This is a genomic window from Bacillus sp. M5A3_1b (genome assembly GCF_053345335.1).
The window spans coordinates 176567-202032 of sequence record NZ_JBKEZY010000011.1; the positions used below are offsets into that span (position 1 = coordinate 176567).

Below are 25466 nucleotides of genomic sequence, written 5' to 3' on the forward strand. Positions count from 1 at the left end.
TTTTGTTTTAATTCTGCTTCTAATTCCTGTATACGATTTTCTAATTGATCAATTTTATGTTGGAGTGATTTCTTTTGAGTAAACATATATTTATTTCAACCGCCTTTAGAAGTTATATTTTCTCTATATTTGGATTTTAGCATCTTTTATAATTTTTAAATATAGGAATTGTTAAATATTTAAGAATCTATTACATTTTATGCATAATTCCCTTTTTTTCGTCATGAAAAATAAACTGTATTTAATGGTATTGTAAACAAACTGTAAAATAAATCATGTATAACTGTATAAGAAGGGAGTCGGATTATGAACTATTTTAAGCGAATCAGTAGTCTAGTATTAGCAGGCATTATCGGTCTTTCTAGTACAGTCGCTGTAAAAGCAGAGTCAAACGACGAGAAACTTAACAACATGCAACAGCAATTGCAGCAAAACGATGCAGATATGCAAAAGAAAGAGCAAGAGAAGCAAGCTGTTAGTAAAGAAATTAAAGGTATCGAAAACGAACTACATAATTTAAATAATACAATTGCAAAAAATAAAGAGGATCAAGCTGCTATTCAACGTAAAATCGATGAAACACATAAGCAGATTGAGCAAAAAAAGAATGAAATTGTCGTTTTAGAGGATAAAGTCCTTGCTCGTAAGGATATTATGAGAAAACGTATGGTTTCTGTTCAAAACAGTTCAAATACAAGTTTAGTAGTGGAAGTTGTAGTAGAGTCAAAAAACTTTGCAGATTTCTTACAACGTATGAACGCAGTTTCTACTATTTTAGAAGCTGATAAAGAAATTTTACGTCTACAAGAACAAGATCTTCGTCAAATTGAAGAGGATAAGAAAACAATTGATGAAAAAGAAGCATCTTTAGTAGTAGACAAACAAAAATTAGCAAAAGCACAAGCTGAGTTGCAGGATAACTTGAAAAAGCGTCAAGATAACTTACAAACAGTTCAAGCTAAATATAATCAGGTTGCAAGCCAACTTAATTTAGCAGCAGAAGAAAAAGCTAAAATTGAGTCAAATATGAAGGCCGTACAAGAAACAATTGCTCGTGAGCAAGAAGCAGCAAGAATTGCTGCAGAAGAGCGTGCAAAAGCAGAAGCAGCTGCAAAGGCTGAGCAAGAAGCTTTAGCTAAGGCACAGGCTGAAATTGCTGAAAAACAAAAGCAAGAAAAAGCTAGTAAACCAGCTGAACCTGTAGCGAAAAATACAGTAACAGAGTCTAAACCTGATACGAAACCAGCTCAAGGTGGAAAAGAATTTTACGTAACAGCAACTGCTTATACAGCTGATCCATCTGAAAACGGCTATAAACCGGGTGAAACTGTAAAATCTAGGTTAGGACATAATTTAACTGCAAATCCAAACATGAAATTAATTGCTGTAGATCCATCTGTTATCCCACTAGGTTCTACTGTATATGTAGAAGGATATGGAACAGCAATTGCTGGAGATACTGGTAGTGCAATAAAAGGGCATATCATTGATCTATTAATGCCAAACTCAGCTCAAGCTAATGAGTGGGGTAGAAGAACAGTTAAAGTTAAAATTTTAAATTAATATGTAATCCAACTTTACAATACGTAAAGTTGGATTTTTTTATAAAAATAATGTTAAGTTAAGTTTACATTTTGTTAAGGAAAGCATACAATGAAATTGAGAGGTGGTAAAATTGACCATTTTAAATAGAGTGAAGGAGTTAAGAGCTCGCTTTAATTTTTCCCAAAGTGTATTAGCAGAAAAGGTTGGAGTGACAAGACAAACAATCGCGGCAATTGAAAAAGGGGATTATGTCCCTTCACTGTTATTAGCACTTACGATTTGCGATGTATTTCAGTTAAAGATGGAAGATGTGTTTGTTTTAAATAAGGAGGGGGAAAATGATGAATAGAATTGCTGTTTCTTATATTGTAAATGTGCTGAGATTTGTGATTGCTTGTTGGGCATTTATTGAACTCTATTATGCTTGGATAGAGCTGGCAAATATTATTGAAACTGAGAAATTGCCATTTGAAGTAACAATCAATATGATACCATTAGGATTGTTAACAATTGTAGCTATTATAACGACGATTTTTTATAAAGTTCAAAAGAAGAAACATAAAGCACTTTCTTATTGGATGTACCCATTACTCTTTCCACAAGAAGATGAGCGGGAAAAAGAAATCACACAAAAGGCATGCCGAACAACATTTATTTCATTTTGGTACGGAGTAGTTATTGCTATTGGATTTTTAACACTTTCTCCTGTAGCCGATTTATATATTCCTGGATATCCGTTATATATTTTATTTTTCATGCTTTTTGTTCAAATGACAGTCTTTCACGTATCACTATACAGAAATAAATTAGCTTAAAAAGAAACCTTCTTGCACGTGCGAGAAGGTTTCTTTTTAGCTTACACTTGTACATATAGCAATATTATCTTATCATTTTATATAGAGTAAGATTTTGTAAGGGAAAGGAATTGTATATGAATAAGCAAAGAATTTATAGTATAGTAGCAATCCTTCTATTTGTTGTAGGTGGTGTGTTAATCGGAAAGCCATTTTACGATGGATATCAGGCTGAAAAGAAACAGACTGAAAATGTGCAGGCTGTTCAAAAGATGGATTATGAAAAACATGAGACGGAATTTGTAGATGCTTCGAAAATTGATCAACCAGACTTGGCAGAAGTAGCGAGTGCATCATTAGATAAGAAACAAGTAATTGGTCGTATTTCGATCCCGAGTGTTTCATTAGAACTTCCTGTTTTAAAATCTTCTACTGAGAAAAACCTATTATCAGGTGCAGCAACAGTAAAAGAAAATCAAGTCATGGGAAAAGGGAATTATGCATTAGCAGGACATAACATGTCTAAAAAAGGTGTTTTATTTAGTGATATAGCCTCTTTAAAAAAAGGTGATAAAATTTATTTGTATGATAATGAAAATGAATATGAATATGCGGTTACTGGTGTATCTGAAGTAACTCCTGATAAATGGGAGGTTGTCGAGGATCATGGGAAAGATGAGATAACGCTTATTACATGTGTATCTGTGAAAGATAATTCTAAACGTTACGTTGTTGCTGGTGATTTAGTAGGAACGAAGGCGAAGAAGTAAAAAAGAAGGTCAACTCTTTAAAGAGTTGACCTTCTTTTTTACTAATGTTGAGAAATAATAGAATATTTTAGTTAGTATTTAAGTATTTTTCTATTTATGTATAATAAAGTTAGCATTCAAGATTTTGGGAGGAACAAGAGTGAAACAACAGGTGAAGAAACTTCTTTTAACAACAAGTGTAGCGTTATTGGTAGCTCCAATTTCAGCCTATGCGCATCCAGGGCGTACAGATGCTAATGGGGGACATACGTGTCGGACAAATTGTGAAAAATGGGGATTACAGTACGGGGAATATCATTATCACAATAAGCCAGCTTCTAGTAGTGGTGCAACGAGTCCAGCTCCTAGCCCAAATGATAATGGTGCTGTAGAAGCCGAAAGACAAGTAGAAGCGCAGCGCAATGCTGAGGCTGAAAAACAACGTGCCGCAGAGGAGCAGCGTAAAGCTGAAGAAGAGAGACAACGTGTAGCGGAGGAACAAAGAAAAGCAGAGGAAGAGAGACAACGTGTAGCTGAAGAGCAAAGAAAAGCAGAAGAGGCACGTAAGCGAGAGGAAGTACAGCGTCAAGCTGATATGGAAAAAGGGCAGCTTGAGGGACAAAAAAGTGGAGAGACTGATTTTAAAGCAGGGAAAAATGATGCGGAATCACATTTAGCTGGAAAATCAGATACATATAAAGAAGCATTCAAAACTGCATATGTTGCATCTTGGTCTTTAGAAGAGCAGAAGAAAACGCATTTTGAAAAAGGAAAAGAGCAAGGTTTAGCACAAGAGACGATGGAAGATAGTCAAATTGCTCCGGAGTTTAAGCCGAACTTTGCAGAAGGTTTCCAAGTAGGGAATAAAGAAAGAACAGAAAACATTGAAAAAGAGCAAGCTGAACTAGGGGAAAAGGCAGGTAAGGAACTAGCCGGAAAGAACCCTGGAAATAGAGAGAAAGATGTGTACGTGAAGGTGTATGAAACAGCTTATGAAAAGGGCTATAAGTCTACAAAAAAAGCAGTAGAAAAGGCTGGCTATAAGTATGCATTTGAAAACTATGATTTGAAAGTTCCTGCTAAGTATGAAAAAAATGAATCGTTAAAGAAATGGTTTATTGAAGGATTTAAATCAAATAAAAAAGCAGCAGAAATTAGAGAAGAAGGATATAAAAAAGGAGACAGTTGGCTTGCATTCTTCTATAAGAATTTTGTGCCAAGTGAATATAAAGAACATAAAGAGCTGTACGAACAAGCGATAGAAAAAGGTAAGAATGCATAAAAAAGATGAGGGATTTCCCCTCATCTTTTTTAATCCATCCATTTCACTAATTTCTTAGAAATTAGTAATAAAACACAACCTAATACAATTGCTACAGCTCCGATTACGGTAAATACTTCAGCATATCCAAGTGAAGTTGTGAAGCTTGCAAGTTGTCCGCCTAAAATGTTGGCGATTCCTGAGCTTGCTAACCATACTCCCATTAATAAAGAAGCAAGTTTTACTGGGGCAAGAGCACTAACCATTGAAAGTCCAACAGGTGATAGGAATAGCTCACCTAACGTATGGAAAAGATACGTAAAGACGATAAATAGTAAGTTTGCTTTTTCTGTAATGTTATGTTCATCACTACCAGTTTTTAATGTAGCGATAACGAGAATGATATAACCGATACCGAGCAAGATCATACCAAGTCCCATTTTAGTTGGGATTTTTAAATCCCCGCGCTTGCGAGTTGCAAGTTTTGCCCATAATGCTGAAATGACTGGAGCAAGTAAAATAATAAATAATGGATTGACCGATTGGAACCAAGATGTTGGAACTTCCCATCCGAACACAGAGCGGTCTACAAATTTGTTTGTATATAATGTTAATGAGCTACCAGCTTGTTCAAAGCCAGCCCAGAAGAAGACAACGAAGCATGTTAAAATGACGATAACTGCGGTACGTTGTTTTTCTTTTTTTGTTAACGGTGTATCTCCTACTGATGGTTGTCCATCTGTTGTTTGCAAATCACGAGTTGGTTTTTTACCGATATCACCAAGGAAGCGATTTGATAATGTTGTAAATAAAATTTGTCCAATGATCATTCCGATTGAAGCGGCTAAGAAACCGTAACGGAATCCAAAGTGAACAACGCCATCCACTGTTGTTTTGAATAAATTTTCTGATAAAAATCCGCAAACGAGTGGAGCTAAAAATGAACCGACGTTAATACCCATATAGAAAATTGTAAATGCACTATCACGTTTTGGATCGTTCTCTTCGTATAATTCCCCAACCAGTGTAGAGATGTTCGGTTTGAAGAATCCGTTACCGATAATAATAAGCGCTAATCCGAGGTATAGGCCGACTTGGTTTTGCATGGCAAATAGTGTAAGGTTACCGATTGCCATTGTTATACCACCAATTGTGATCGCTTTTCGTCTACCTAGGAACCGGTCTGTTAAGTATCCACCAATCATTGGTGTGAAATAACAGGCTCCAGTGTAAAATCCGTAAATGGATAGTGCCCACGCAGGACTAAACCCAAGACCACCGCTTACTAAAGCTGTCGTTAAATATAATGTTAATAATCCTCGTAATCCATAGTAACTAAATCTTTCCCACATTTCTGTAAAGAAGAGTAAGTATAAACCTGGAGGATGTTTCTTTTTTCTTTGTTGTTCTCTTTCTAGTTGTATCGCTGATTCCATGTTATTTTCCTCCTGACACAAACAAAAACAAAGTTAATAATTTTGTACATTTAATATTTTACCTTATTAACTATTATAAGTCAATAAAGGTTGATTTTTCAGAAGAAATTGGAAAAGAGATATAGCTATAGAATGGGTGTTTCTTTTATGTTAGACTATGGACTATGTTTTCTTTGTTAGGAAGCGGATTATTGCACTTTTTTATATGTGAAATTGATTTCATGAAAGATGAAATTAAAGAAGGAGAAACAAATGAAATTGTTACAGAAAAAAGAAATTTTACTGATTAGCCTTATGTTATTCTCGATGTTCTTTGGAGCGGGGAATCTTATATTCCCACCTTTCCTTGGGTATGAAGCAGGAGAACATGTGTGGATTTCGTTAATAGGATTTATTATATCAGCAACAGGTCTTCCTATATTGGGTGTTATCGCTATTGCGAAAGCGGGAAGCTTTCAAACGTTAGCGGGGAGGGTTCATTCTTCATTCGCCATTATTTTCCCATGTATCGTGTATTTATTTATTGGACCAGGTCTTGGTATACCACGTGCAGGAAGTTTAGCTTTTGAAATGGGACCAGGTCAGTTCTTCACAGAATCGGGAAGTATAGTTTTATTATGTTACACGGTTATTTTCTTTAGTATTGTGTACTGGTTAAGTTTATCACCGTCTAAATTAATGGGGTTGTTCGGAAAAGTTTTAACACCGTTATTATTAGGTATGATTGCCCTTATTTTTATAAAGAGTATGTTTACATCAGTAGGCAGTGTGAAAGAGGCTACTGGAAACTATGAACAAGCTCCTATGTTCCAAGGCTTTTTAGATGGATATTTAACAATGGATGCGCTAGCCGCTTTAATTTTTGGGATTGTTATTGCAAATGCTCTTCGTGCAAAAGGTGTTGAAGATGATAAAGGTTTAGCGAAATATATGAGTATTGCTGGAATTGGTGCAGGACTTTTATTATCTATTATTTACATCATACTTGGATATGTTGGTTCAATTAGCGGTTCGTTAGGTACATTTGATAATGGGGCGAACGTGTTAGCGCAAGTTATGACTACATTATTTGGACAAGGCGGGGTCGTTTTATTAGGTCTTATTTTTACGATCGCGTGCTTATGCGTTTCAATCGGGCTTGTTACATCTTGTAGTCAATTTTTCGCAAGTGCATTTCCGAAAGTAGCGTATAAAGTTTGGGCATTTATATTAAGTTTTGCTAGTATGATTTTAGCTAATTTAGGATTAACACAAATTTTAAAAGTATCAGTACCGATTCTTGGGTTTATTTATCCAGTTGCATTAACGCTTATTATTTTAGGGTTATTCCATAAGTATATTGGAAAGTATGCATACGTATATGCAGTAACTGTTGGGATTGTAGCGGTATTTAGTGCAATCGATATTTTCAATAAAAATGTAATGATGAATCAGTGGACGTCAATATTGAAATACATTCCGTTTTATACAGAAGGTGTTGGATGGATTGTTCCAGCTATTATAGGTGTTTGTATTGGTGTCATCGTTAGTGTTGTTCTAAATAAGAATAAATGAGTAAAAAGGTGTTTTCCTATTTCGGAAGACACCTTTCTTTTTTTAGGAAAAATGGTATTGAAAATGAATAGACTAAGAGTATGATAAAGATAATTGGTAATATATAGATTTTGAATGAATGATGAGGGGGGAGCGTATGAAGGAGGATTTAAATAAGAAAATAGAAGCGCTCGAAACGGCAATTGAAACAATTCAAGAAGCGCTTTTTGAATTGAAAGCAAAACAAAAAGAAATAGAAGTAGAAAATGCTCAGCAACATGTTAGTAAGGAAAAGGAAGAATATATTGAAACGGTAACGGAGGAAAAACAAAAAGAAGAAGTAGTTACAATAAAAGAGCCTGTGCAAGAACGTGAGGTAAAACAAGTAGATATATCTGCTTTTAAACCAGAACCATTTAATATTATTAAGTTTTGCCAAACGTGGTTACCACGCATATTTGTCGGTATTATGTTACTTGGAGTAATCTGGTTGTTTAAAGCAGGGGTAGATGCTGGATTATTAACGCCAGCAATACGAATTGTGTTTGGTATTGTCCTATCAATCGGTTTTTATTATATAGGGGATATTCAAATTAAACGAGAGCGGCAAGCGTTAGGGTTAGTATTAGCAGGAGGAAGTATAACGGGTATAGTTTTAACGACATTTGCGGCACATTATTTATATGGCTTTATTCCGGCGAGTGTCGCGTTTGTATGTAATATTGCATGGGTCATTTTAGGTATTTATGTAGCGAAGAGGTATCAATCGGAATATCTTACTATATTCGTAGCCGTAGGAGCTTTCTTCGTGCCATTCTTATTAAATAGTACGACTCCTAATCCTTATATTTTCTTTGGATATGAGACGATACTAACACTTAGCTTATTATGGTATGCGTTGAAAAATCGTTATCAGTATTTATATATGATTTCTTATGCTGTTGCTGCTATTGTCCTTTTTGTTTTCTTTGCTATTATGTCAATGTTAGTAGAGGATTTGCAAGTACAGTTAACAGTTGTTTATGGTTTGATTCACTTACTATTATTTTGGCATATGTTTACGGAGAGAAGCTTTATATTAGAGCCACGCTTGGCGATATTTAGTGCGAATGCAGTTTTCTTTATATTAGCCATTTCAAAAATACCTGAATTTACAACATGTGGATTAATGATTAGTGCACTCGTTCACGCTACGATGTTCGTGTTTGAATATAGAAAAAATAGGCATTCTTCATTTACAAATCTTTTATTTGGTTTCGCAATGGGTGCATTTAGTTTAGCGATTTTATATGAGTATAGTTTAGTGAATGCAGCGATTGTATTATTATTACAAGGTTTCCTCGGTATGGTGACTGCTATTAAAGTAAAACAACAAATAAAATTATATGTTAGCGCGACGATTTACGCGATTGGAATGATACAGACTATTTTTAGCCCGTTCGATCATTTTGTTTCAGCTGGGTTTGTTGCTCATATTATTTTAATAGGTACATTTTATTACTGCATGAAACGAGCGAAAGATGTATTAACGAGCTTTGGAAAATATGTTTATTCTATAGCACTCTATTGGTTTATGGTTATCGTATTTATTGCAATTACTAGAGTCGGTGAAGTGCTGTCTACAGATGGAAGTATAATAAGCGTATCTGTATCGTTATTATGGATGGTATATGCATTATTTGCCGTTTGGCTTGGAAGGAATAAAAATATGAATGAAATATTGTATGCCGGCTTAGTCGTGTTAGTCGTAACGATAGGGAAGCTATTCCTTCTGGACTTACCAGAAGTATCGATGATGATCAGGGCTGTGTTATTCTTAATTGTAGGTAGTATAGGTATCGTTATTTCAAGAATGTTTTTCTCGAAAGAAGAGAAGTGAGAAGAAGGCAATCCGCATGCGGATTGCCTTTTTCATCATTTCTTATTAATCGTTACAGCCTCACTATATTTTGCTGTTGTATTTTGGCGTAGACGAAGTGTTGCTTGTCCAGTTGTATTTGAATCAAGTTGTACGTTCACAATTTTTTCAGCAGAACCAAAGCTGTTTGTTGTGAATGAGAAGGCGCTACTATATCCGAAAGTAGATGGCCAAGTGCCGTTTGTATTTTGGACTTTTGCTACTTGTGTTCCACCAGTCGAGAAGATACCTAAAGAATAGTTATTATAAGTTGTATTAGGTAATAAGTTGTTTACTTGAATCTTTATTTGGAACACTTCATTGTTTGGTAGAATGCTAGGGCGTGTAATCACATAATCATTTGCTGTTACGGCGCCGTTATATCCGTATGAACCAGATTTAAATGTATTTGTATTAAACCATTGGTAACCCGCGTTTGGTGCACTCCAAGGTTCTGGTTGTGGCTCTGTTGATAAGCTTGGTTGTTCAAATGTTTGTAAAGCAGTAGGTGAATCAAGTTGTAAACCGTTTACTTGATCTAAGCTTGTAAATGTTTCTTTATTCGATAGCCAATTTACGATATTTTCTAGTAAGATAGCATCGTTTTCTTCTTTATATCCATCGTAAGTTTTCTTTGTTTGGCCAGAATCTTCACGAACGTATTTTGGCGATGCATCTTCAACTGGAGAAGAATCACCGATAAAGGCAGCTTTTCCAAGTCCTACTTTTGCGATTGCAGCATATGGACCCTCTGCAACGCCACCGCCGTTATAAACACCACTATCAACAGCGTTATTCCATTTTGACGGATTTTCTGGAAGATAAACAAGTCCTTTTGCTAGTTTTGGGTTTGTAATTGCTAGAGTAGAACCAGCGTGCATTGCTACAGATGAAACACCTTTTGTAATTCCAAATGATTGTTCAGGCGACACAATATTTTTAGCTGCAACATCACCGATTGCATTGTAGCGGAAGCGAATACCGAAGTTGTCAGATAGCCAATCAGAGCTTTCTACTCCTTGCATAGCTTGTGAATTTACTTCCTCACTAGACATTCCTTTTGCAGGATTATCCCAAGCACCGCGTCTGTATCCATTAAATACTTCAGAAGAGTCCCAGCGATTTTTATTACGATCTGCATTATAATGATCAGCAATGAAGAAGATACTACCGCCATTTTTCACGTATTGTAACATAGCATCTTGTTCAGATTTTTTGTAAGGAATATTTGCCTCTGGAACGATAAACACGTTGTAATTTTTTAAGTCGTCGTATGTAATAGGTGTTGATTTACGAAGTTCTTTTACATGATATCCATTTTGGGCAATGCCGTTTCCGAAATCAGAAAAGCCACCATCAATAACCCAGTCAGCAGTCCCGGCCGTTTGACCGTGTGTATTATCGAATAATACTTTCTTCCCGCTATTTTGATTTACAACCTTTGCAGCAATTTCAGGAGCTGGGTCTACAGAGCTTTCTGCATAAGTAGACGGTATGAACGAACTCCCCATACTAAGTGTAATTGCTGTTGCTAAAGAAAATGTAATCCACTTTTTATTCTTCATAGAAGAATCCCCCTAATAATAAATATATGTGCTTTAATAATGTAATTTATTTTTCTGAAAAAAAAAAGACGGAAAACGTAAAAAATATTAAAAAATTGTAAAAATACCGTGAATTTTGTTGAGAAATATTTATATAGACAATAAAAAATCCCTTCCAAGTAATAAGGAAGGGATAGCTTGTTTAACTAATCTTTGAATTAGGTGTTTCATCAATCTTATGAAATCCTTTCATATAATACACGATAGCTAAGCCAATAAGCCAAATTGGGCCAACGATTAATGCAATTCGTGTATCTTCTGAATACGCCATTATACATAGTACAAGTGCAAGGAAGCCAAGTGAGAAGTAAGAGCTTAATGGATGTAAAGGCATTTTATACGTTAGCTTGTCTTTTTTCTCAGTTGATAATCCTTTACGGAATTTAATTTGAGCGACTAATATAATCCCCCAAGTCCAAATTGCCCCGAAAGTTGAAATACTAGTCAGCCATGTAAACACTTTTGCGGGCACAAGATAGTTTAATATAACACCAACGAGTAAAACGATAGCTGTTGCTACAATTCCTTGACTCGGAATACCGTTTTTATTTAAACGACCAAATCTTTCAGGTGCTTTCTTTTGCTGAGCTAATGTAAATAGCATACGGCCTGTACTAAATAAACCACCATTACAAGAAGAAAGAGCTGCTGTTAATACGACAAAGTTAATAATACCGGCTGCTTTTGCAATGCCGATTTGTTGGAATGTTAATACGAATGGACTTCCTTTCTCGCCAAGTTCGTTCCATGGATAAATTGCCATCATAACGAATAATGCCCCGACGTAAAAGATTAGGATTCTCCAAAATACGTTATCGATAGCTTTTGCGAGTGTTTTCTTCGGGTTTTGAGCTTCACCAGCTGTAACACCGATTAATTCAACGCCTAAATAAGCGAATAACACCATTTGCATGGAGAGTAGTAACCCAGAAAAACCATTTGGGAACCAGCCACCATGTGACCAAAGGTTTGAAATACCAGTAGCGATACCACCGTTTCCGAATCCGAATAAAATAATACCAGCTCCAACAATTATCATACAGATAATTGTGACAATTTTGATGAGAGCAAACCAAAACTCAAGTTCTCCAAATACTTTTACTGATAAGAAGTTGAAAGCGCTCATTAATAATAGAGCGAGTAGTGCCCAAGTCCAGCGCGGGATATCTGGGAACCAGTACTGCATGTAAATGCCAGCCGCCGTAATTTCAGCCATGCAAGTAACAACCCATAAAAACCAGTAGTTCCAACCAGTAATATAGCCAGCAAGTGGGCCGATATAATCATTAGCGTATTTACTAAAAGAACCGGCAACCGGTTGTTCAATTGCCATTTCTCCGAGTGCTCGCATAATGAAAAAAATAACGAGTCCAGCGATCATATAACCTAGTAAGATGGAAGGACCGGCTAGTTTAATAGCAGAAGCGGATCCTAAAAATAGTCCAACGCCAATGGCTGAACCGAGTGACATTAAAGTAATATGTCGTTCTTTTAAACCTCGATTTAAAGTTTCAGATTTGTTTGTGTGCTGCATAAGAAGAATCCTCCTTGTAGAGTGAACGATATTTGAATGCGTTTGCTAAATATTTAACTATTTAAAATTATAAAACATTTCTATCTGTTATGCTACAAAAATAAACATGATTAACTGTACTACATCTGTACTTGTCAGACTTAAACTTAAAATTCGAACTATTAGTGAATATATTGACTCTTCTTTTTATTGATTGTTAAGATTAAGTATTATATTTTCTCACATACTAGTAAGAAAAGAATATGTGATAATAATTCAGATGTAGGAAGGGTACATAACCATGTTTCAATTACAAAAATATAACACTTCTGTGAAGCAAGAGCTTTTAGCTGGCATCACAACTTTTTTTACATTTGCGTATATTCTTGTCATCAATCCGAAAATATTATCTGATGCAGGTGTACCATTTGATCAAGCTTTTACGGCAACTATTATTGCGACTGTTATAGGGACGCTATGTATGGCGTTTTTAGCTAACTATCCAATTGTTATTGCTCCAGCTATGGGAATGAATGCGTATTTTGCTTATTCTGTTGTTCAACAGGCAGAGGGGATTACATATGTCATTGCGTTTTCAGCAGTATTTGTAACAGGTATCATTTTTCTTTTATTATCTTTCACTTCATTTAGGCAAAAGCTAATTGTCGCAATTCCTGATAGTTTAAAACATGCAATTGCAGGTGGAATTGGACTATTTATTGCTTTTATTGGATTACGCCTTTCTGGAATTATTGTTGATCATCCATCTAATTTAGTTACGATTGGTGATTTTCATTCTCCAGCCGTTATTTTAACTTTAATTGGTTTAATATTAGCGGCGGTATTAATGGCATTACGTGTGAGTGGTGCATTATTTATTAGTATGATTGTGACAGGAGTTATCGCCTTCTTTACAGGGCAACTGAAGTTTACGGATAAAATTGTTGCGATGCCTCATTTACCAGAGGGAATTATCGTTTCAAACCCAATCAACGCCTTTTCAGATGTAATTGAATACGGATTATATGGTGTTGTATTTTCATTTTTACTTGTACTGTTATTTGATACAACAGGTGCACTACTCGGTTTAATTAAACAAGCAGGTTTAATTACAGATAATACAGAGAAACGTTTTGGTAAAGCGTTTATTGCAGATGCAATTGGCGGGACTACAGGCTCTATATTTGGAACAAGCCCAACAGCAGCGACGATTGAATCGTCAGCTGGTATTGCTGCAGGTGGTAAAACAGGATTAACAGGTATTGTAGTTGTCGGTCTAACGATTATAACGGCATTCTTCAGCCCTGTGATTGCTTCTTTATCAAGTGTAGCCGCTATTACAGCTCCTTCATTAATTATTGTAGGTAGTTTAATGGCGCAAAGTCTTCGTGATATTAATTGGAATGAATTTGAAGATGCATTACCAGCATTTTTAATTTTCGTTGGTATTCCGTTAACGTCTAGCATTGCGAATGGAATTGCAATTGGATTTTTAGTGTATCCAGTCTTAAAAATTGTGAAAGGGAAAGGGATGGAAGTACATCCGTTACTATACTTATTTACAATTTTATTTGGATGTCATTTATTCTTATAATATAGATATAGGAAAGGGGCTTCTTATGAGAGGCTCCTTTTTTGTGTATAATAAGGTGAAAATCAAATTAATGGCGTAAAATATAAATTACTTAATGGAATATATATGTTACAATATAGGTGAAGGAGGAACATGAATGGCTGTAAGTAAAATAAAAGTCGCGCGTGTTCAGTTAGATTTAACACAGCAACAATTAGCAGAAAAAGTAGGCGTTACAAGGCAAACGATTAGTTTAATTGAGAAGGGGAAATACAATCCATCTTTAGATTTATGTTTAAAAATTTGTTATGCAGTAGACAAAACATTGAATGATTTATTTTGGGAGGAAGAGGAGTGAGAGGATGAGGATTGTTAAAGATGAACGTTTAATGATTGAGGGGCTAAAACATATTAGACTCGTTTTCATCTTACAAAATATCGTCATACTAGGTATTGTTTTTTATCGCTACGTTTTGCAAGATGCAGGATATGAAAGTGTTTCAGATTTATTAATGGTATTTATGTGCGGGATCGTAGTCATTAACTTCTTAAATTTAAAACATTCTGTAGAGGCATATGAGCATACAGGTGGAGTATCACGGAGCTATTTTATGAAATTATTATTTATTCCAGTAGGTATTGTTAGTGGAATTTTAGCTATTTGTATCATTGTAACACCAGATATTTCTATAAAGGAAATTAGTATAACAGGACTTATTATGTTTGCTTGTTTTTTAGTTCCTAGTTTGTTTATATACATATATATGAGAAAAATAAAAAGTGAAGATTGAAATATAAGAAAAGCTTTCCCATATTGCGGAAAGCTTTTCTTATATTCTTTTATATAGTACTTTATGAAGGCCAATCGGTTCAATTTCAAAGATTTCACCATATTCTTGGAAGCCTAAGCGCTTGTAATAGTCAGCTACAGTAATTCGGCCATTACACCATAATATATTTGCTTTACGTCCTTGCAAGACTTGCTCGGCCTTCTGAATTAAGGAACTCCCAGCACGTTTGTTTCGAAATTCAGGTAATGTTGCCATTCCTCGTAGACGATAATGAACACCTGCTAGTAAGTCAGGGTATATCTCTTTTGAGAAGGAAGCGATACTAATTAGTTCATCGTTTATAAATGCGCCTAAGTGAAAGGTGTCTGTTTCATAGTCGGAAGAGTATTTACAATCTGCTAATGTTTGATTCGGGCGTAAAATTTTTTGACGTAATACGTAAGTTTCAGATCCCTCAATATTTTTCACGGTAATCATATTAACATCCTTTCTTATAAGGCGTTTTCTGTTAGTTGTATAAAGAAATAGGCAGGTGCGGCGAAAAGTCCGAGTATGCTAGCAGTTCCGAGAAGGAGTGAAAGTAAGAGGCAAGAGTATTTTATTCCATTCGATTTTTTCCATCCGTAACTACAAATTTCAATGCTAACACCGATGAGAATAATGGCAACGAGTATTTCCGCCAATAATAAAAGAGCTAAAGTTACAATAGACATAATGTGATCCATCCTCATAATATATGATAGTAACATTTTACCATATAAAATGGAAAAAAATGCCCCTCAATTATGTGAGGGGCATTTTTCTATTCTAATATGCTTTTTAGTGTATCGATATGTTCTTTTGAGCCAGTTACAAGTAATGTATCGCCGTGTTGTAGGCTTGTATCACCATGTGGGATTAATGCTTTATTTCCACGATAAATTTGAATGACGAGTACATCGCCTAAAAATGGAAGGCGACGAAGTGCAACGCCGTTATATTTATTACTCCGTAGTTCCACTTCACGGACTGTTTCGTTTGCTGTTGTAATTAAGCGAACGAGACTTGGTTTATCAATAAGTGCACGTAATAGAATACGTGTAGAGTTGATTGTTGAGAATACGGCGATATGTTCTTGCGTTGCTTTTTCTTGTAGAAGTGGATCTTCTACACTTGCAATAACATGTTCAACGCCTAGTTCTTTTGCGTGTTCTGCTAATAATAAGTTTTGTTCATCATCACTTGTTGCAACAACAACACGATCTGCATGAAATGCTGTTTGTTCAGTTAATGATGCGATTGTGATGTCATCTAATTTCACGATAGGGAAGTCATGTGATTTTGCTTCCTCATCATTTATTTTATTTTGACGCATCATATATAGTGTTACGTCATAATCTTCTCGTTTTAAATCAAGTGATAACGGAAGGGTAATTCTACTTGCGCCAATAATAGAAACTTTTGGTTTTGGTGTTTCTACTTTTGGGAACATTTTTTTAAATAATATAGGTGCAAAAATACAAGTAATAACTGCGCTTAAAATAAGGGAAGCAGATAAGCTCGGACTGATGATCCCTAGTTTTTCACCAATTTGTGCGGCTGCAATAACTAAAGAAAGTGTCGATGTTAATAAGATGGCACTTCCTAGTACGATATTACGTGGATACCATTTTCGTAAGACGAGTGATGGTAACAATTTTGATATAAAGAGTCCCACAATTAAAATTGGAATCATTAGCATACTAGAAGGTTCTTTGAAAATAGACCAAACCTCTAAGTTTACACCAACCATCACGAAGAAAATAGGAATGAAGAAACCATATCCGATGGAATCCAGTTTTTCAACCATATCTTCATTTGGTGATAATAACGATACAAGTACCCCTGCTAAGAAGGCACCTAAAATATTTTCAGCTCCAACAGATTCAGATAACCCAACTAATATTAAGATGAGTGCAAAAACAGCTCGTGTATCAATTTGTACACTACCAGCTTTTAAGCTATCTAAGTATGGAATGTTTTTAAAGCGTTTTGCAACGAAGTAAATAACAATACCAGCGCCGAATAGAAGAAGAAGGAGCCACATGCTTTGACCGCTTTCGGAATTTAATCCGACAAATACAGCAAGTAAAATCATTGTAACCAAATCTGCAATAACAGCGACTAATAAAATGATTTGGCCGATTGCCGTTTTTCCTAAGTTATTTTCTTTTAATGTTGGTACAACAACACCTAAAGAAATAGTGGAAATAATTAAAGTCATAAACATTGCATTATCTACGAATCCTAGCCATACGAATAGTAATGATAGGGCATAAGATAAGATGAAAATAAATAAAAAGATAATGCTTGCTGCTTGGAATGTGTTTGGTTCGTTTGTCGTATTCTTTTTCCCTTTTTGTTTAAAGATAGAAAAATCAATTTCTAAACCGCTTAAGAACATTAAGAAGATAAATCCTAGTGTCGATAAGACTTGAAGCCACATATCTGGCTGAATAATATTAAACCCACTTTTACCTACAAAGATTCCTGCGATGATTTCTGCAACAACGACAGGAAGTGCTTTTAATTTAAAGCGTTGTAACAAAAGGGGAACGAAAAACGCGATTGCAACGACAACCATAAGTGATAGAACAGAAGTATGATGTTCCATTGCGTTCTCTCCCTTCAAATAAATATAGTACCTATTTAGCCATATAATAGGTAGAAAAGCAACGCATATGGATTCGATTTCATAAAGAAAGAGTTTTCTTAACATTTGTCATAATAAGTATATTTTTCATGATTCTGTTGTTAATTCCGTAATGTGGATGTAATAGGTGAGGGGATAAAGTGAAACTTTAATCAGTGGGGGTCTTACTGCTCGTTAATGCGGGATAAAAAAAGACTGCTGAGGAATGTCAGCAGTCTTTTTCATGTACATTACATTGAGAAGAAGATCCATACAGTTAAACCAACTGTTGCAGTTGCAACGAAGAAACTGTATATCATAGTAAGAATTTGAACTCTTCCTTCTCCTTCTTTTAAATGCATGAACATAATTAATTGTAACAACGCTTGCGCAACAGCCATTACGATAATAGTTGTTAAGATTGTTGAAAGTGGCAGGTTTGTATAAAGTGCCACGTATAACGCTAGAAACGTTAGTGCAAGCGATAAAATAAATCCGAAAACGTGTGACCAAGGGAATCCGCTATGCGCATGTCCGTTTGCCTGGTTGTTATTTTGACCCATTTACGCCACCATCCCGTTCAAGTAAACTAGTGTGTAAATAAAGACCCAAACAAGATCAAGGAAATGCCAGTATAAGCTGATAATAAATACTTTACGAGCTGTAACTGGTGTTAAACCTCGTTTTAAAATTTGGATAATAACACAAATTGCCCAAATGATACCGCCTGTTACGTGGGCTCCGTGCGTTCCAAGAAGAACGAAGAATGCAGATAGGAAAGCACTTGTTTGAATTGTTGCGCCTTCACCGATGTACATAATGAACTCTTCGATTTCAAAGAATAGGAAACCTGCACCTAAAAGTAATGTAAGGATGAACCATCCAAGCATTGCTTTTTGGTTGTGCTTACGCATTTCGTGAATTACGATACCACATGTGAAACTACTTGTTAAAAGTAGTAATGTTTGAATTAAAAGCGTTTTAAGTTCAAATAGTTGCGCTGGGGTTGGGCCATCTGCCGTACGACCAGCAAGTACTAGATAAGAGGCGAAAAGTGTTGCGAACAGCATAATTTCAGCCCCAAGAAAAATCCAGAATCCTAGGATATTCAATCTGCTTTGCTCGGATTGATATTCCAAAGGTAAGCTTTTATCTAAAGCCGCCATATCATTTCACCTCTCATGCTATATGTTCTGTTTCTTTAATTTCATCAACACTTACGTAGTAGCCATCATCATAATCGAATGAACGATAGATTAAGCAAGCTAAAATACCAACGCCGCCGATTGCTGCAAGCCAGAACCAGCTAAATACTAATGCGAAACCTGCAAGACCGAAGAATAAAGACGCAATAATAGGCACACCAGAGTTACTTGGCATGTGAATTGGTTTGATATCTTCTGCTGCTGGTGTAACTGTTTCGCCGCGTTTTTTCATGTACCAGAAAGCATCAGCTTCTTTGATTTCAGGAAGTTTCGCGAAGTTGTAATGTTGTACAGGAGATTGAGTTGCCCATTCAAGTGTACGGCCATCCCATGGATCTCCAGTTGTGTCACGTTCACCGTGACGAGCACTCCAAATTACGTTGTAACAAAGAATTAGGAAACCAATACCCATCATTACCGCACCAACAGATGCGATTTGGTTTAGCCATCCCCATCCAAGACTTTCAGAGTAAGTGTACATACGACGAGTCATACCGTCTAAACCTAAGAAGTACATTGGGAAGAAACAGATATTGAATCCGCTCATAAAGATCCAGAATGTCCATTTACCTAGGCGTTCGTTTAACATATGACCAGTCATTTTTGGATACCAGAATGTGAATCCAGCAAGCATAGCGAATACTGTACCTGCGATTAATACGTAGTGGAAGTGAGCAATTAGGAAGTAGCTGTTATGGTACTGATAATCAGCTGCTGCCATACCAAGCATAACCCCTGTAACCCCACCGACTACGAAGTTTGGAATAAATGCCAATGACCAAAGCATTGGAACTGTAAAACGAATACGTCCTTTATACAGTGTAAACAACCAGTTAAAGATCTTAACCCCGGTTGGAATCGAAATCGCCATTGTCGAAATCGAGAAGAATGAGTTAACCGCTGGACCTGCACCCATCGTGAAGAAGTGATGAAGCCATACGACGAAACTTAGTAAAGAAATTGCAACCATTGAGTATACCATCGCACTGTAACCGAATAGACGTTTACGTGAGAATGTACTAATGATTTCAGAGAAAATACCGAATGCCGGTAAAATAACGATATATACTTCAGGGTGCCCCCATACCCAGAATAGGTTGGCCCATAACATTGGCATACCGCCGCTCGCCATCGTAAAGAAGTGAGCATCGAATAGACGGTCAAATGTCATTAATGCAAGAGCAACTGTTAATACTGGGAAAGCGAAAATAATGATAACTGTTGTAATTAAGATTGACCAAGTAAACATTGGCATTCTCATTAAAGTCATACCAGGTGTACGCATTTTTAAGATAGTAACAAGGAAGTTAATACCGGTCATTAGCGTACCGAGACCTGAAATCTGTAATGCAATTGCGTAGTAGTTATTTCCTACACCAGAAGTAAACTCTGTACCTGCCATTGGGAAGTAAGAAGTCCACCCAGCGTCTGGAGAACCACCGATTACGAAAGCGATGTTGAATAACATTGCTCCGACAAAGAATAACCAGAAACTTAAAGCATTTAAGAACGGATATGCAACGTCACGAGCACCAATTTGTAATGGTACTACAAGGTTCATTAATCCCATAACGAATGGCATCGCCATGAAAAGAATCATAACTGTACCGTGTGTTGTGAAGATTCCGTTATAGTGTTCAGCATTTAAATAAGTTGTTTCTGGGAATGTTAACTGTGCACGGATCATTAAACCGTCCATACCACCACGGAATAACATGATAACCGCAGAAATAATATACATGGCCCCAATCTTTTTATGGTCAACAGTTGTTAACCATTCGTCCCAAAGCCATTTCCATTTTTTATACTTTGTTAGTACGAAAATGATTGCTAATGTCACAAGAACGATAGAAGCGTCTGCACCGTAAATAATCGGGTCACCTGTGACAAAGAATTCATCAAGCTTCACTGTGTTCACTCCAATCTGTTGGAATAATAGCTATTATTTTTTGTTTTTGTAGTAGTTGTAATCACAATATTCAAGTGATTTTGGATCTACATAACTTAAGTGGTGACTAGAGAATGTCATACGACCAACTACACCAGGTTTAACAATTTCGTTGTACTTATCTTCTGTTAGTTTAGGAGCAGTTTGTTGTACTTCTTTAACCCACTTGTCATATTTCTCTTTAGTTTTTGCTTCAACTTCGAACTCCATATGTGTGAATCCTTCACCAGAGAAGTTCGCACTACGGCCTAGGTAAGAACCAGGCTTATCAGCTTGTAAATAAAGATCCATAATCATGCCATCCATAGTGTACTTCATACCACCAAGTTCTGGTACCCAGAAAGCATTCATTGGACCGACAGAAGTCAGTTTGAATTGAATTGGTACACCAGCTGGGATGTTTAAATAGTTAACGGTTTCAATTTTTTCCTCTGGGTAACTGAATAACCATTTCCAGTTTGCAGATGTAACATAAATCTCAACTGGTTTAATATGTTTGGACTCTTCCGGAACCTCTTCCGAAGCATACGTTGCTTTTACTGTTGGAATCGATAATGCGATAACGATAATAACAGGAACAAGCGTCCAAATAATTTCTAATAATGTGTTACCGTGTTGTTCAGGTGGCTCGTAGTCCATATTCTCTGGTTTTTCACGATAACGAATCAAGATGACTGTAAACAAGATGAATACAATTGCGATAATTAATGACATAAGCAAGAATGACCAAACAATTAAATCATACTGTGCTTTTGCAACAGGTCCTTGCGGATTTAATACTGCGAGTTTCTTATCACAGCCGCCGAGGAACAGAAGTAATGATAACGGAAGAAGCGAAGCCAGCTTCCAAAACGTTTTCTTTAGTTGCACGATTGAAAATCTCCTTTCTCCTTGGATTGAAACTATGCCAATAAAACAATATAAACCTATTAATTTATAGATGGCAATAGTTTTTGTGATATTGTTAAAAAATAGACACAAATGCACACTTTTTAAGGTGAATATCATTTGTAACTTGATAACATTGTAAACTATTTTCCAGTGAAAAACGTGATTGTGGAAATTTTAAGATAAATAAAGTTATACCAAGATATCCAAGAAATAGAAAAAAGCTATCTTATGATAAGGAAGATAGCTGAATATTTTGTATATTTAGTTTACTTCTTTTTTTAGATTTATTTGTTGTTCAAATGTGTCAACTTTTTTATATTTTAATTGGTATAAAATGTAACAAAAAATCATAAATGGAATACCACAATAAAGAGCAATTCTCTGATCTGGAATGAAAGCTAAACTAACAAATGTAATGAAATTGAGTGAGAATGCTACGATTGGAACGATTGGATAAAGCGGTGTGCGATATTTTAAATCATTAATGTCCCCGCCGTTTTTTAAGAAATTTCTACGGAAGAAAAACTGTGAAGCTGCGATTGACATCCAAACTACGACAGCGGCCATAGCTGCAATAGATGTTAAGACTAAAAAGACAGTATCTGCCGCAAATATACTTGTTAATAGAGACAAACTTGCAAAAATTAGACTGAAAATTAATGCGTTTAGTGGCACTCCTTTTTTAGTTAACTTTGTAAAAGCTGGACTTGCCATTCCTTGTTTTGCCATCGCCCAAAGCATACGAGAATTTGCGTATAGACCAGAGTTGGCTACGGATAATACTGCTGTAATAATAACAAAGTTCATAATGTCAGCTGCATATGGAACACCAGCCACATCAAATACAAGTACAAATGGACTTTCGACTAGATTAGCCTCTTGCCATGGGAGTAAACCTACAACAACTGATATTGCTAGGACGAAGAAGAAGAGAGTTCGCCAAATGGTATTTTTAATCGCTTTTGGAATTGTTTTTTCAGGGTTTTCACTTTCTCCTGAAGCAATTCCGATTAATTCTGTTCCTTGGAAGGAGTAATTTACTGTAATCATCGTAAGAAGAACAGCTAATGCACCGTTTGGAAATAATCCGCCATTTTCAGTGAAATTGTGAAGCATTGGCGCTGGTTTTCCATTAAAGTCTAGTAGACCGAACATAACTGCACCACCGAGTACGATGAAAATAACAATGGTTGCGACTTTTACACTTGCGAACCAAAATTCTGCTTCTGCATATGCCTTTGCTGATAATGCGTTTACAAGAAAGAGTGCTGCTGCAAATGTAACACACCAAATCCACGAAGAAACGTCTGGAAACCAACGTTTCATTAAAATACTTACAGTTGTTAACTCTACCCCAACTGTAACAGCCCAATTTAACCAATACATCCAACCGACAACAAATCCAAAACCAGGTGAAATAAATTTGCTTGCATAGCTTTGGAATGAACCTGCTTCTGGCATAGCAACTGATAATTCACCAAGACATAACATCGTTAAATACATAACAAATCCACCGACTAAAAATGCAAGAATAGCACCACCAGGACCGGCGTTATGGACGATTTGACCAGATCCCATAAATAGGCCAGTTCCGATAACACCACCAAGTGCAATCATAAATAGGTGTCTACTTTTCATTGTTCGTTTTAAATCTGTGTGTTCTACTTGTTGATTCATATGCCCCTCACCCCGTTATTTTCTTGTATGTATGAATTGATTTTCATTCCGAGTTTTTAATCATTAGTGGGGGATGTGACACATACTCGGCTTATTTATTATGAAATGAATGGAGTATGTAAAAATGCGAACTATGATTAAATACTCTAAGAATGTTTTTATTAACAAGGTGATATCTTCACTATGTTAATTATTTTGATTTTAGCAAAAATATTCAAAAAAGTATATTGTTTTTTCTTTTTATTAAAAATAATTAGAATCTTATAACGATTAAAGTGTAAACAATAATTCACAGAATCTTTCTAGCAAACTAGTAAGAAGAAAGGTACAATGATAAGAGGTATGTCTGTAAAATAATAATTAATGGAGTTTTGTTTAAAATGAAAAAGTTAAAATATCTTTTTGTTTTTGGAATTATATTTGCTGCCGCGTTTTTTATAGGGAAAGATAAAATTATACAAAAGGCGCAAGTGTTCCGTTTAGAGTTTCTATCTGAAATGAAAGAAGCGACTATGATTGAAAATGTTCCGTTTATAAAGCAGTTACCAGAATTACCTCGTGGATGTGAAGTTACAAGTTTGGCTATGTTGCTACAATACAAAGGTATACAAGTAGATAAGATGCAACTTGCTAGCGAAATTCATCGTGTTCCATTTGAACAAAATGGTTTACGTGGAAATCCTTATGAGGGGTTCGTTGGAAATATTTATACGAAGGCAGAGCCAGGATATGGTGTATATAATCAACCCATTTTTAATTTAGCAGAAAAATATGCTCCTGAAAAAGTAGTTAATTTAACAGGTAGAGACGTACAAGATATGTATAAAGTAGTTAGTTCCGGTTCGCCAGTATGGGTCATTATTAATACAACGTTTAAGCCACTAGCCGAGAGTAGTTTTGAAACATGGAATACAAGCTCTGGCGAAGTGAAAATTACATATTATGAACATAGTGTAGTAATAGTTGGGTATGATCAAAACTTTGTATATGTAAATGATCCACTTAAAAATAATCCGCGTTTTGCTGTTCCGCGAGCAGAGTTTGAGAAAGCTTGGGAGCAAATGGGGAAACAAGCGATTACTATTTTATAATACTGAAAAAGTCATCTTTTTGATGGCTTTTTATTTTTAAGTTATTATAACGGAAAATTCAGAAGATTCTTTTAAAAGTTAACAATTCACGTTATAATAACATTTAACTTGGTGAAGAAGGGGCGAAGAGAAATGGATGTTGCAAAGGAACTGGTTTTATCGAAAAATCAATTAATTGAGTGGAGAAGGCATTTTCATAAGTATCCAGAGTTATCTTTTCAAGAAGAAAAAACATCACAGTTTGTATTCGATATACTTCGAAAAATCCCATATTTAGAAGTGTCAAGACCTACTAAATATAGTGTAATGGCAAGGTTGATTGGTAAGCAACCTGGTAAAACCATCGCGGTTCGTGCTGACATGGACGCTCTTCCTATTCATGAAGAAAATGAGTTTGATTTTATTTCTACATATCCAGGTGTTATGCATGCATGTGGCCATGATGGACATATAGCGATATTACTTGGGGTCGTACATAAGTTAGTAGAAAAAAGAGAGAAGATTAAAGGGGAGATTCGTTTTCTCTTCCAACATGCAGAAGAAAACTTTCCTGGCGGTGCAGAGGAAATGGTTGCAGCGGGTGTAATGGAAGGTGTGGATTATATTATTGGTGCTCACCTTTGGGCATCGTTAGAGGTTGGTAAAATAGGTGTAATTTATGGTCCTGCAATGGCTGCCCCAGATGTTTTTAAAATTACGATAGAAGGAAAAGGTGGACATGCTGGAATCCCTCATGAAACGGTTGATAGTATTGCAATCGGTACACAAGTCGTTTCGCAACTTCAGCACATTGTATCTCGCCTCACGAATCCGTTAGATTCTCTTGTAGTATCTGTTACGCAATTTCATGCTGGGACAACCCATAATGTGATTCCAGAACAAGCGGAGATTGAAGGGACAGTGCGGAATTTAAGACATGAGTTGCGAGAAGAAACAGAGAAAAGGATTGAACGGATTGTGAAGCATGTGACGGAATCTTACGGAGCGAAATATACATTTTCTTATGAATATGGATATCGACCAGTAGTAAATGATTATGAAGTTACAGAGATTATTGAGCAAACTGCATTACAGCTTTATGGAAGGGAACGAGTTACTCGTTTACAACCGACGATGGCTGGGGAAGATTTTTCAGCGTTTTTACAAAAGGCACCAGGGACATTCTTTTTTATTGGAGCGGGAAATAAAGAGAAGGGAATTATATATCCGCATCATCATCCTCGTTTTACGATTGATGAAGATGCATTACCGATTGGAGTGGAAGTCTTTGTATCATCTATTATGAATTTTATAAGTAAAGGAGAATGA

At 35.9% G+C, this 25466-nt stretch carries 23 protein-coding genes; 12 read left to right on the forward strand and 11 right to left on the reverse strand.

All coding sequences use genetic code 11. The features are described 5' to 3' along the window. Positions 1 to 306: 306 nt before the first annotated feature. From ACLBWW_RS24490 to ACLBWW_RS24510, 5 genes are all read left to right on the forward strand, one after another. Entirely contained in the window at positions 307 to 1563 is a 1257-nt protein-coding gene (locus ACLBWW_RS24490) for a 3D domain-containing protein (protein ID WP_048541773.1), read from the forward strand. Positions 1564 to 1675: 112 nt separating this feature from the next. Beyond that, positions 1676 to 1894 carry a helix-turn-helix transcriptional regulator gene (locus ACLBWW_RS24495; RefSeq protein ID WP_000154013.1) on the forward strand — a complete coding sequence of 73 codons (219 nt, stop codon included), beginning with the start codon at positions 1676 to 1678 and terminating at the stop codon, positions 1892 to 1894. Then, positions 1887 to 2360: a DUF2178 domain-containing protein gene (locus ACLBWW_RS24500; protein WP_098077393.1), complete on the forward strand. Its 474-nt coding sequence runs from the start codon at positions 1887 to 1889 to the stop codon at positions 2358 to 2360. The genes ACLBWW_RS24495 and ACLBWW_RS24500 overlap by 8 nt, the downstream gene beginning before the upstream one ends. Before the next feature lie 116 nt (positions 2361 to 2476). Then, positions 2477 to 3109: a class A sortase gene (locus ACLBWW_RS24505; RefSeq protein ID WP_048541777.1), complete on the forward strand. Its 633-nt coding sequence runs from the start codon at positions 2477 to 2479 to the stop codon at positions 3107 to 3109. 139 nt (positions 3110 to 3248) lie between these two features. Next, positions 3249 to 4370: a YHYH domain-containing protein gene (locus ACLBWW_RS24510; RefSeq protein ID WP_048541779.1), complete on the forward strand. Its 1122-nt coding sequence runs from the start codon at positions 3249 to 3251 to the stop codon at positions 4368 to 4370. Positions 4371 to 4399: 29 nt separating this feature from the next. On the opposite strand, the gene ACLBWW_RS24515 is transcribed toward ACLBWW_RS24510, so the two are convergent. Next, positions 4400 to 5785: a peptide MFS transporter gene (locus tag ACLBWW_RS24515; protein WP_048541781.1), complete on the reverse strand. Its 1386-nt coding sequence runs from the start codon at positions 5783 to 5785 to the stop codon at positions 4400 to 4402. A 252-nt stretch (positions 5786 to 6037) separates the two neighbouring features. On the opposite strand from ACLBWW_RS24515, the gene brnQ1 reads away from it, so the two are divergent. After that, positions 6038 to 7339 carry a branched-chain amino acid transport system II carrier protein BrnQ1 gene (brnQ1, locus tag ACLBWW_RS24520; RefSeq protein WP_098630985.1) on the forward strand — a complete coding sequence of 434 codons (1302 nt, stop codon included), beginning with the start codon at positions 6038 to 6040 and terminating at the stop codon, positions 7337 to 7339. A 136-nt stretch (positions 7340 to 7475) separates the two neighbouring features. Further along, positions 7476 to 9197 (forward strand): DUF2339 domain-containing protein, encoded by a 1722-nt coding sequence (locus tag ACLBWW_RS24525; RefSeq protein WP_098633576.1) that lies wholly within the window; start codon positions 7476 to 7478, stop codon positions 9195 to 9197. Between the two features lie 35 nt (positions 9198 to 9232). On the opposite strand, the gene ACLBWW_RS24530 is transcribed toward ACLBWW_RS24525, so the two are convergent. Both ACLBWW_RS24530 and ACLBWW_RS24535 read right to left on the reverse strand, forming a co-directional pair. Beyond that, the gene (locus ACLBWW_RS24530) at positions 9233 to 10780 is read right to left on the reverse strand and encodes a DNA-binding protein (protein ID WP_046957300.1); all 1548 of its coding nucleotides are present in this window, start codon (positions 10778 to 10780) and stop codon (positions 9233 to 9235) included. Positions 10781 to 10961: 181 nt separating this feature from the next. Beyond that, on the reverse strand, positions 10962 to 12353 hold the full coding sequence (locus tag ACLBWW_RS24535; RefSeq protein WP_048541791.1) for an amino acid permease: 1392 nt from the start codon (positions 12351 to 12353) through the stop codon (positions 10962 to 10964). Between the two features lie 280 nt (positions 12354 to 12633). Between ACLBWW_RS24535 and ACLBWW_RS24540 the strand changes: the two genes are divergently transcribed. The 3 genes from ACLBWW_RS24540 (at position 12634) to ACLBWW_RS24550 (ending at position 14696) form a co-directional block, all read left to right on the forward strand. Beyond that, a complete protein-coding gene (locus ACLBWW_RS24540) occupies positions 12634 to 13926 on the forward strand; it encodes an NCS2 family permease (protein ID WP_097815105.1) in 1293 nt (430 codons plus the stop codon). A 136-nt stretch (positions 13927 to 14062) separates the two neighbouring features. Next, positions 14063 to 14263 carry a helix-turn-helix transcriptional regulator gene (locus tag ACLBWW_RS24545; protein ID WP_000301181.1) on the forward strand — a complete coding sequence of 67 codons (201 nt, stop codon included), beginning with the start codon at positions 14063 to 14065 and terminating at the stop codon, positions 14261 to 14263. A 4-nt stretch (positions 14264 to 14267) separates the two neighbouring features. After that, positions 14268 to 14696, forward strand: coding sequence for a hypothetical protein (locus tag ACLBWW_RS24550; protein WP_447614283.1), 429 nt, complete (start codon positions 14268 to 14270; stop codon positions 14694 to 14696). Positions 14697 to 14735: 39 nt separating this feature from the next. On the opposite strand, the gene ACLBWW_RS24555 is transcribed toward ACLBWW_RS24550, so the two are convergent. The 8 genes from ACLBWW_RS24555 to ACLBWW_RS24590 form a co-directional block, all read right to left on the reverse strand. After that, positions 14736 to 15173, reverse strand: coding sequence for a GNAT family N-acetyltransferase (locus ACLBWW_RS24555; RefSeq protein WP_048541798.1), 438 nt, complete (start codon positions 15171 to 15173; stop codon positions 14736 to 14738). Positions 15174 to 15187: 14 nt separating this feature from the next. Continuing rightward, positions 15188 to 15445 (reverse strand): DUF4022 family protein, encoded by a 258-nt coding sequence (locus ACLBWW_RS24560; RefSeq protein WP_116442944.1) that lies wholly within the window; start codon positions 15443 to 15445, stop codon positions 15188 to 15190. Positions 15446 to 15498: 53 nt separating this feature from the next. Continuing rightward, positions 15499 to 17328, reverse strand: a complete 1830-nt coding sequence (locus ACLBWW_RS24565; RefSeq protein ID WP_048541800.1) for a monovalent cation:proton antiporter family protein — start codon at positions 17326 to 17328, stop codon at positions 15499 to 15501. A gap of 269 nt (positions 17329 to 17597) precedes the next feature. Continuing rightward, on the reverse strand, positions 17598 to 17909 hold the full coding sequence (gene qoxD, locus ACLBWW_RS24570; protein WP_000531382.1) for a cytochrome aa3 quinol oxidase subunit IV: 312 nt from the start codon (positions 17907 to 17909) through the stop codon (positions 17598 to 17600). Beyond that, complete coding sequence (gene qoxC, locus ACLBWW_RS24575; protein ID WP_000729313.1) at positions 17910 to 18512, reverse strand: cytochrome aa3 quinol oxidase subunit III; 603 nt, start codon at positions 18510 to 18512, stop codon at positions 17910 to 17912. A 13-nt stretch (positions 18513 to 18525) separates the two neighbouring features. Next, complete coding sequence (gene qoxB, locus ACLBWW_RS24580) at positions 18526 to 20460, reverse strand: cytochrome aa3 quinol oxidase subunit I (protein WP_000762383.1); 1935 nt, start codon at positions 20458 to 20460, stop codon at positions 18526 to 18528. A gap of 33 nt (positions 20461 to 20493) precedes the next feature. Further along, positions 20494 to 21369: a cytochrome aa3 quinol oxidase subunit II gene (locus ACLBWW_RS24585; RefSeq protein WP_001176181.1), complete on the reverse strand. Its 876-nt coding sequence runs from the start codon at positions 21367 to 21369 to the stop codon at positions 20494 to 20496. A gap of 282 nt (positions 21370 to 21651) precedes the next feature. Continuing rightward, positions 21652 to 23067 (reverse strand): amino acid permease, encoded by a 1416-nt coding sequence (locus tag ACLBWW_RS24590; protein WP_098124122.1) that lies wholly within the window; start codon positions 23065 to 23067, stop codon positions 21652 to 21654. Between the two features lie 380 nt (positions 23068 to 23447). Here ACLBWW_RS24590 and ACLBWW_RS24595 point away from each other — a divergent pair, with 380 nt between their 5' ends. Both ACLBWW_RS24595 and ACLBWW_RS24600 read left to right on the forward strand, forming a co-directional pair. Continuing rightward, entirely contained in the window at positions 23448 to 24158 is a 711-nt protein-coding gene (locus ACLBWW_RS24595) for a C39 family peptidase (RefSeq protein WP_046957293.1), read from the forward strand. A 132-nt stretch (positions 24159 to 24290) separates the two neighbouring features. Beyond that, on the forward strand, positions 24291 to 25466 hold the full coding sequence (locus tag ACLBWW_RS24600) for an amidohydrolase (RefSeq protein ID WP_098887474.1): 1176 nt from the start codon (positions 24291 to 24293) through the stop codon (positions 25464 to 25466).

Excerpts from the sequence above, each read along its gene's own strand:
- ACLBWW_RS24490 (WP_048541773.1), top strand. The coding sequence starts at position 307 with ATGAACTATTTTAAGCGAATCAGTAGTCTAGTATTAGCAGGCATTATC.
- ACLBWW_RS24500 (WP_098077393.1), top strand. The coding sequence starts at position 1,887 with ATGAATAGAATTGCTGTTTCTTATATTGTAAATGTGCTGAGATTTGTG.
- ACLBWW_RS24505 (WP_048541777.1), top strand. The coding sequence starts at position 2,477 with ATGAATAAGCAAAGAATTTATAGTATAGTAGCAATCCTTCTATTTGTT.
- ACLBWW_RS24515 (WP_048541781.1), bottom strand. The coding sequence starts at position 5,785 with ATGGAATCAGCGATACAACTAGAAAGAGAACAACAAAGAAAAAAGAAA.
- brnQ1 (WP_098630985.1), top strand. The coding sequence starts at position 6,038 with ATGAAATTGTTACAGAAAAAAGAAATTTTACTGATTAGCCTTATGTTA.
- ACLBWW_RS24525 (WP_098633576.1), top strand. The coding sequence starts at position 7,476 with ATGAAGGAGGATTTAAATAAGAAAATAGAAGCGCTCGAAACGGCAATT.
- ACLBWW_RS24530 (WP_046957300.1), bottom strand. The coding sequence starts at position 10,780 with ATGAAGAATAAAAAGTGGATTACATTTTCTTTAGCAACAGCAATTACA.
- ACLBWW_RS24535 (WP_048541791.1), bottom strand. The coding sequence starts at position 12,353 with ATGCAGCACACAAACAAATCTGAAACTTTAAATCGAGGTTTAAAAGAA.
- ACLBWW_RS24540 (WP_097815105.1), top strand. The coding sequence starts at position 12,634 with ATGTTTCAATTACAAAAATATAACACTTCTGTGAAGCAAGAGCTTTTA.
- ACLBWW_RS24545 (WP_000301181.1), top strand. The coding sequence starts at position 14,063 with ATGGCTGTAAGTAAAATAAAAGTCGCGCGTGTTCAGTTAGATTTAACA.
- ACLBWW_RS24550 (WP_447614283.1), top strand. The coding sequence starts at position 14,268 with ATGAGGATTGTTAAAGATGAACGTTTAATGATTGAGGGGCTAAAACAT.
- ACLBWW_RS24555 (WP_048541798.1), bottom strand. The coding sequence starts at position 15,173 with ATGATTACCGTGAAAAATATTGAGGGATCTGAAACTTACGTATTACGT.
- ACLBWW_RS24560 (WP_116442944.1), bottom strand. The coding sequence starts at position 15,445 with ATGTTACTATCATATATTATGAGGATGGATCACATTATGTCTATTGTA.
- ACLBWW_RS24565 (WP_048541800.1), bottom strand. The coding sequence starts at position 17,328 with ATGGAACATCATACTTCTGTTCTATCACTTATGGTTGTCGTTGCAATC.
- qoxD (WP_000531382.1), bottom strand. The coding sequence starts at position 17,909 with ATGGGTCAAAATAACAACCAGGCAAACGGACATGCGCATAGCGGATTC.
- qoxC (WP_000729313.1), bottom strand. The coding sequence starts at position 18,512 with ATGGCGGCTTTAGATAAAAGCTTACCTTTGGAATATCAATCCGAGCAA.
- ACLBWW_RS24590 (WP_098124122.1), bottom strand. The coding sequence starts at position 23,067 with ATGAATCAACAAGTAGAACACACAGATTTAAAACGAACAATGAAAAGT.
- ACLBWW_RS24595 (WP_046957293.1), top strand. The coding sequence starts at position 23,448 with ATGAAAAAGTTAAAATATCTTTTTGTTTTTGGAATTATATTTGCTGCC.
- ACLBWW_RS24600 (WP_098887474.1), top strand. The coding sequence starts at position 24,291 with ATGGATGTTGCAAAGGAACTGGTTTTATCGAAAAATCAATTAATTGAG.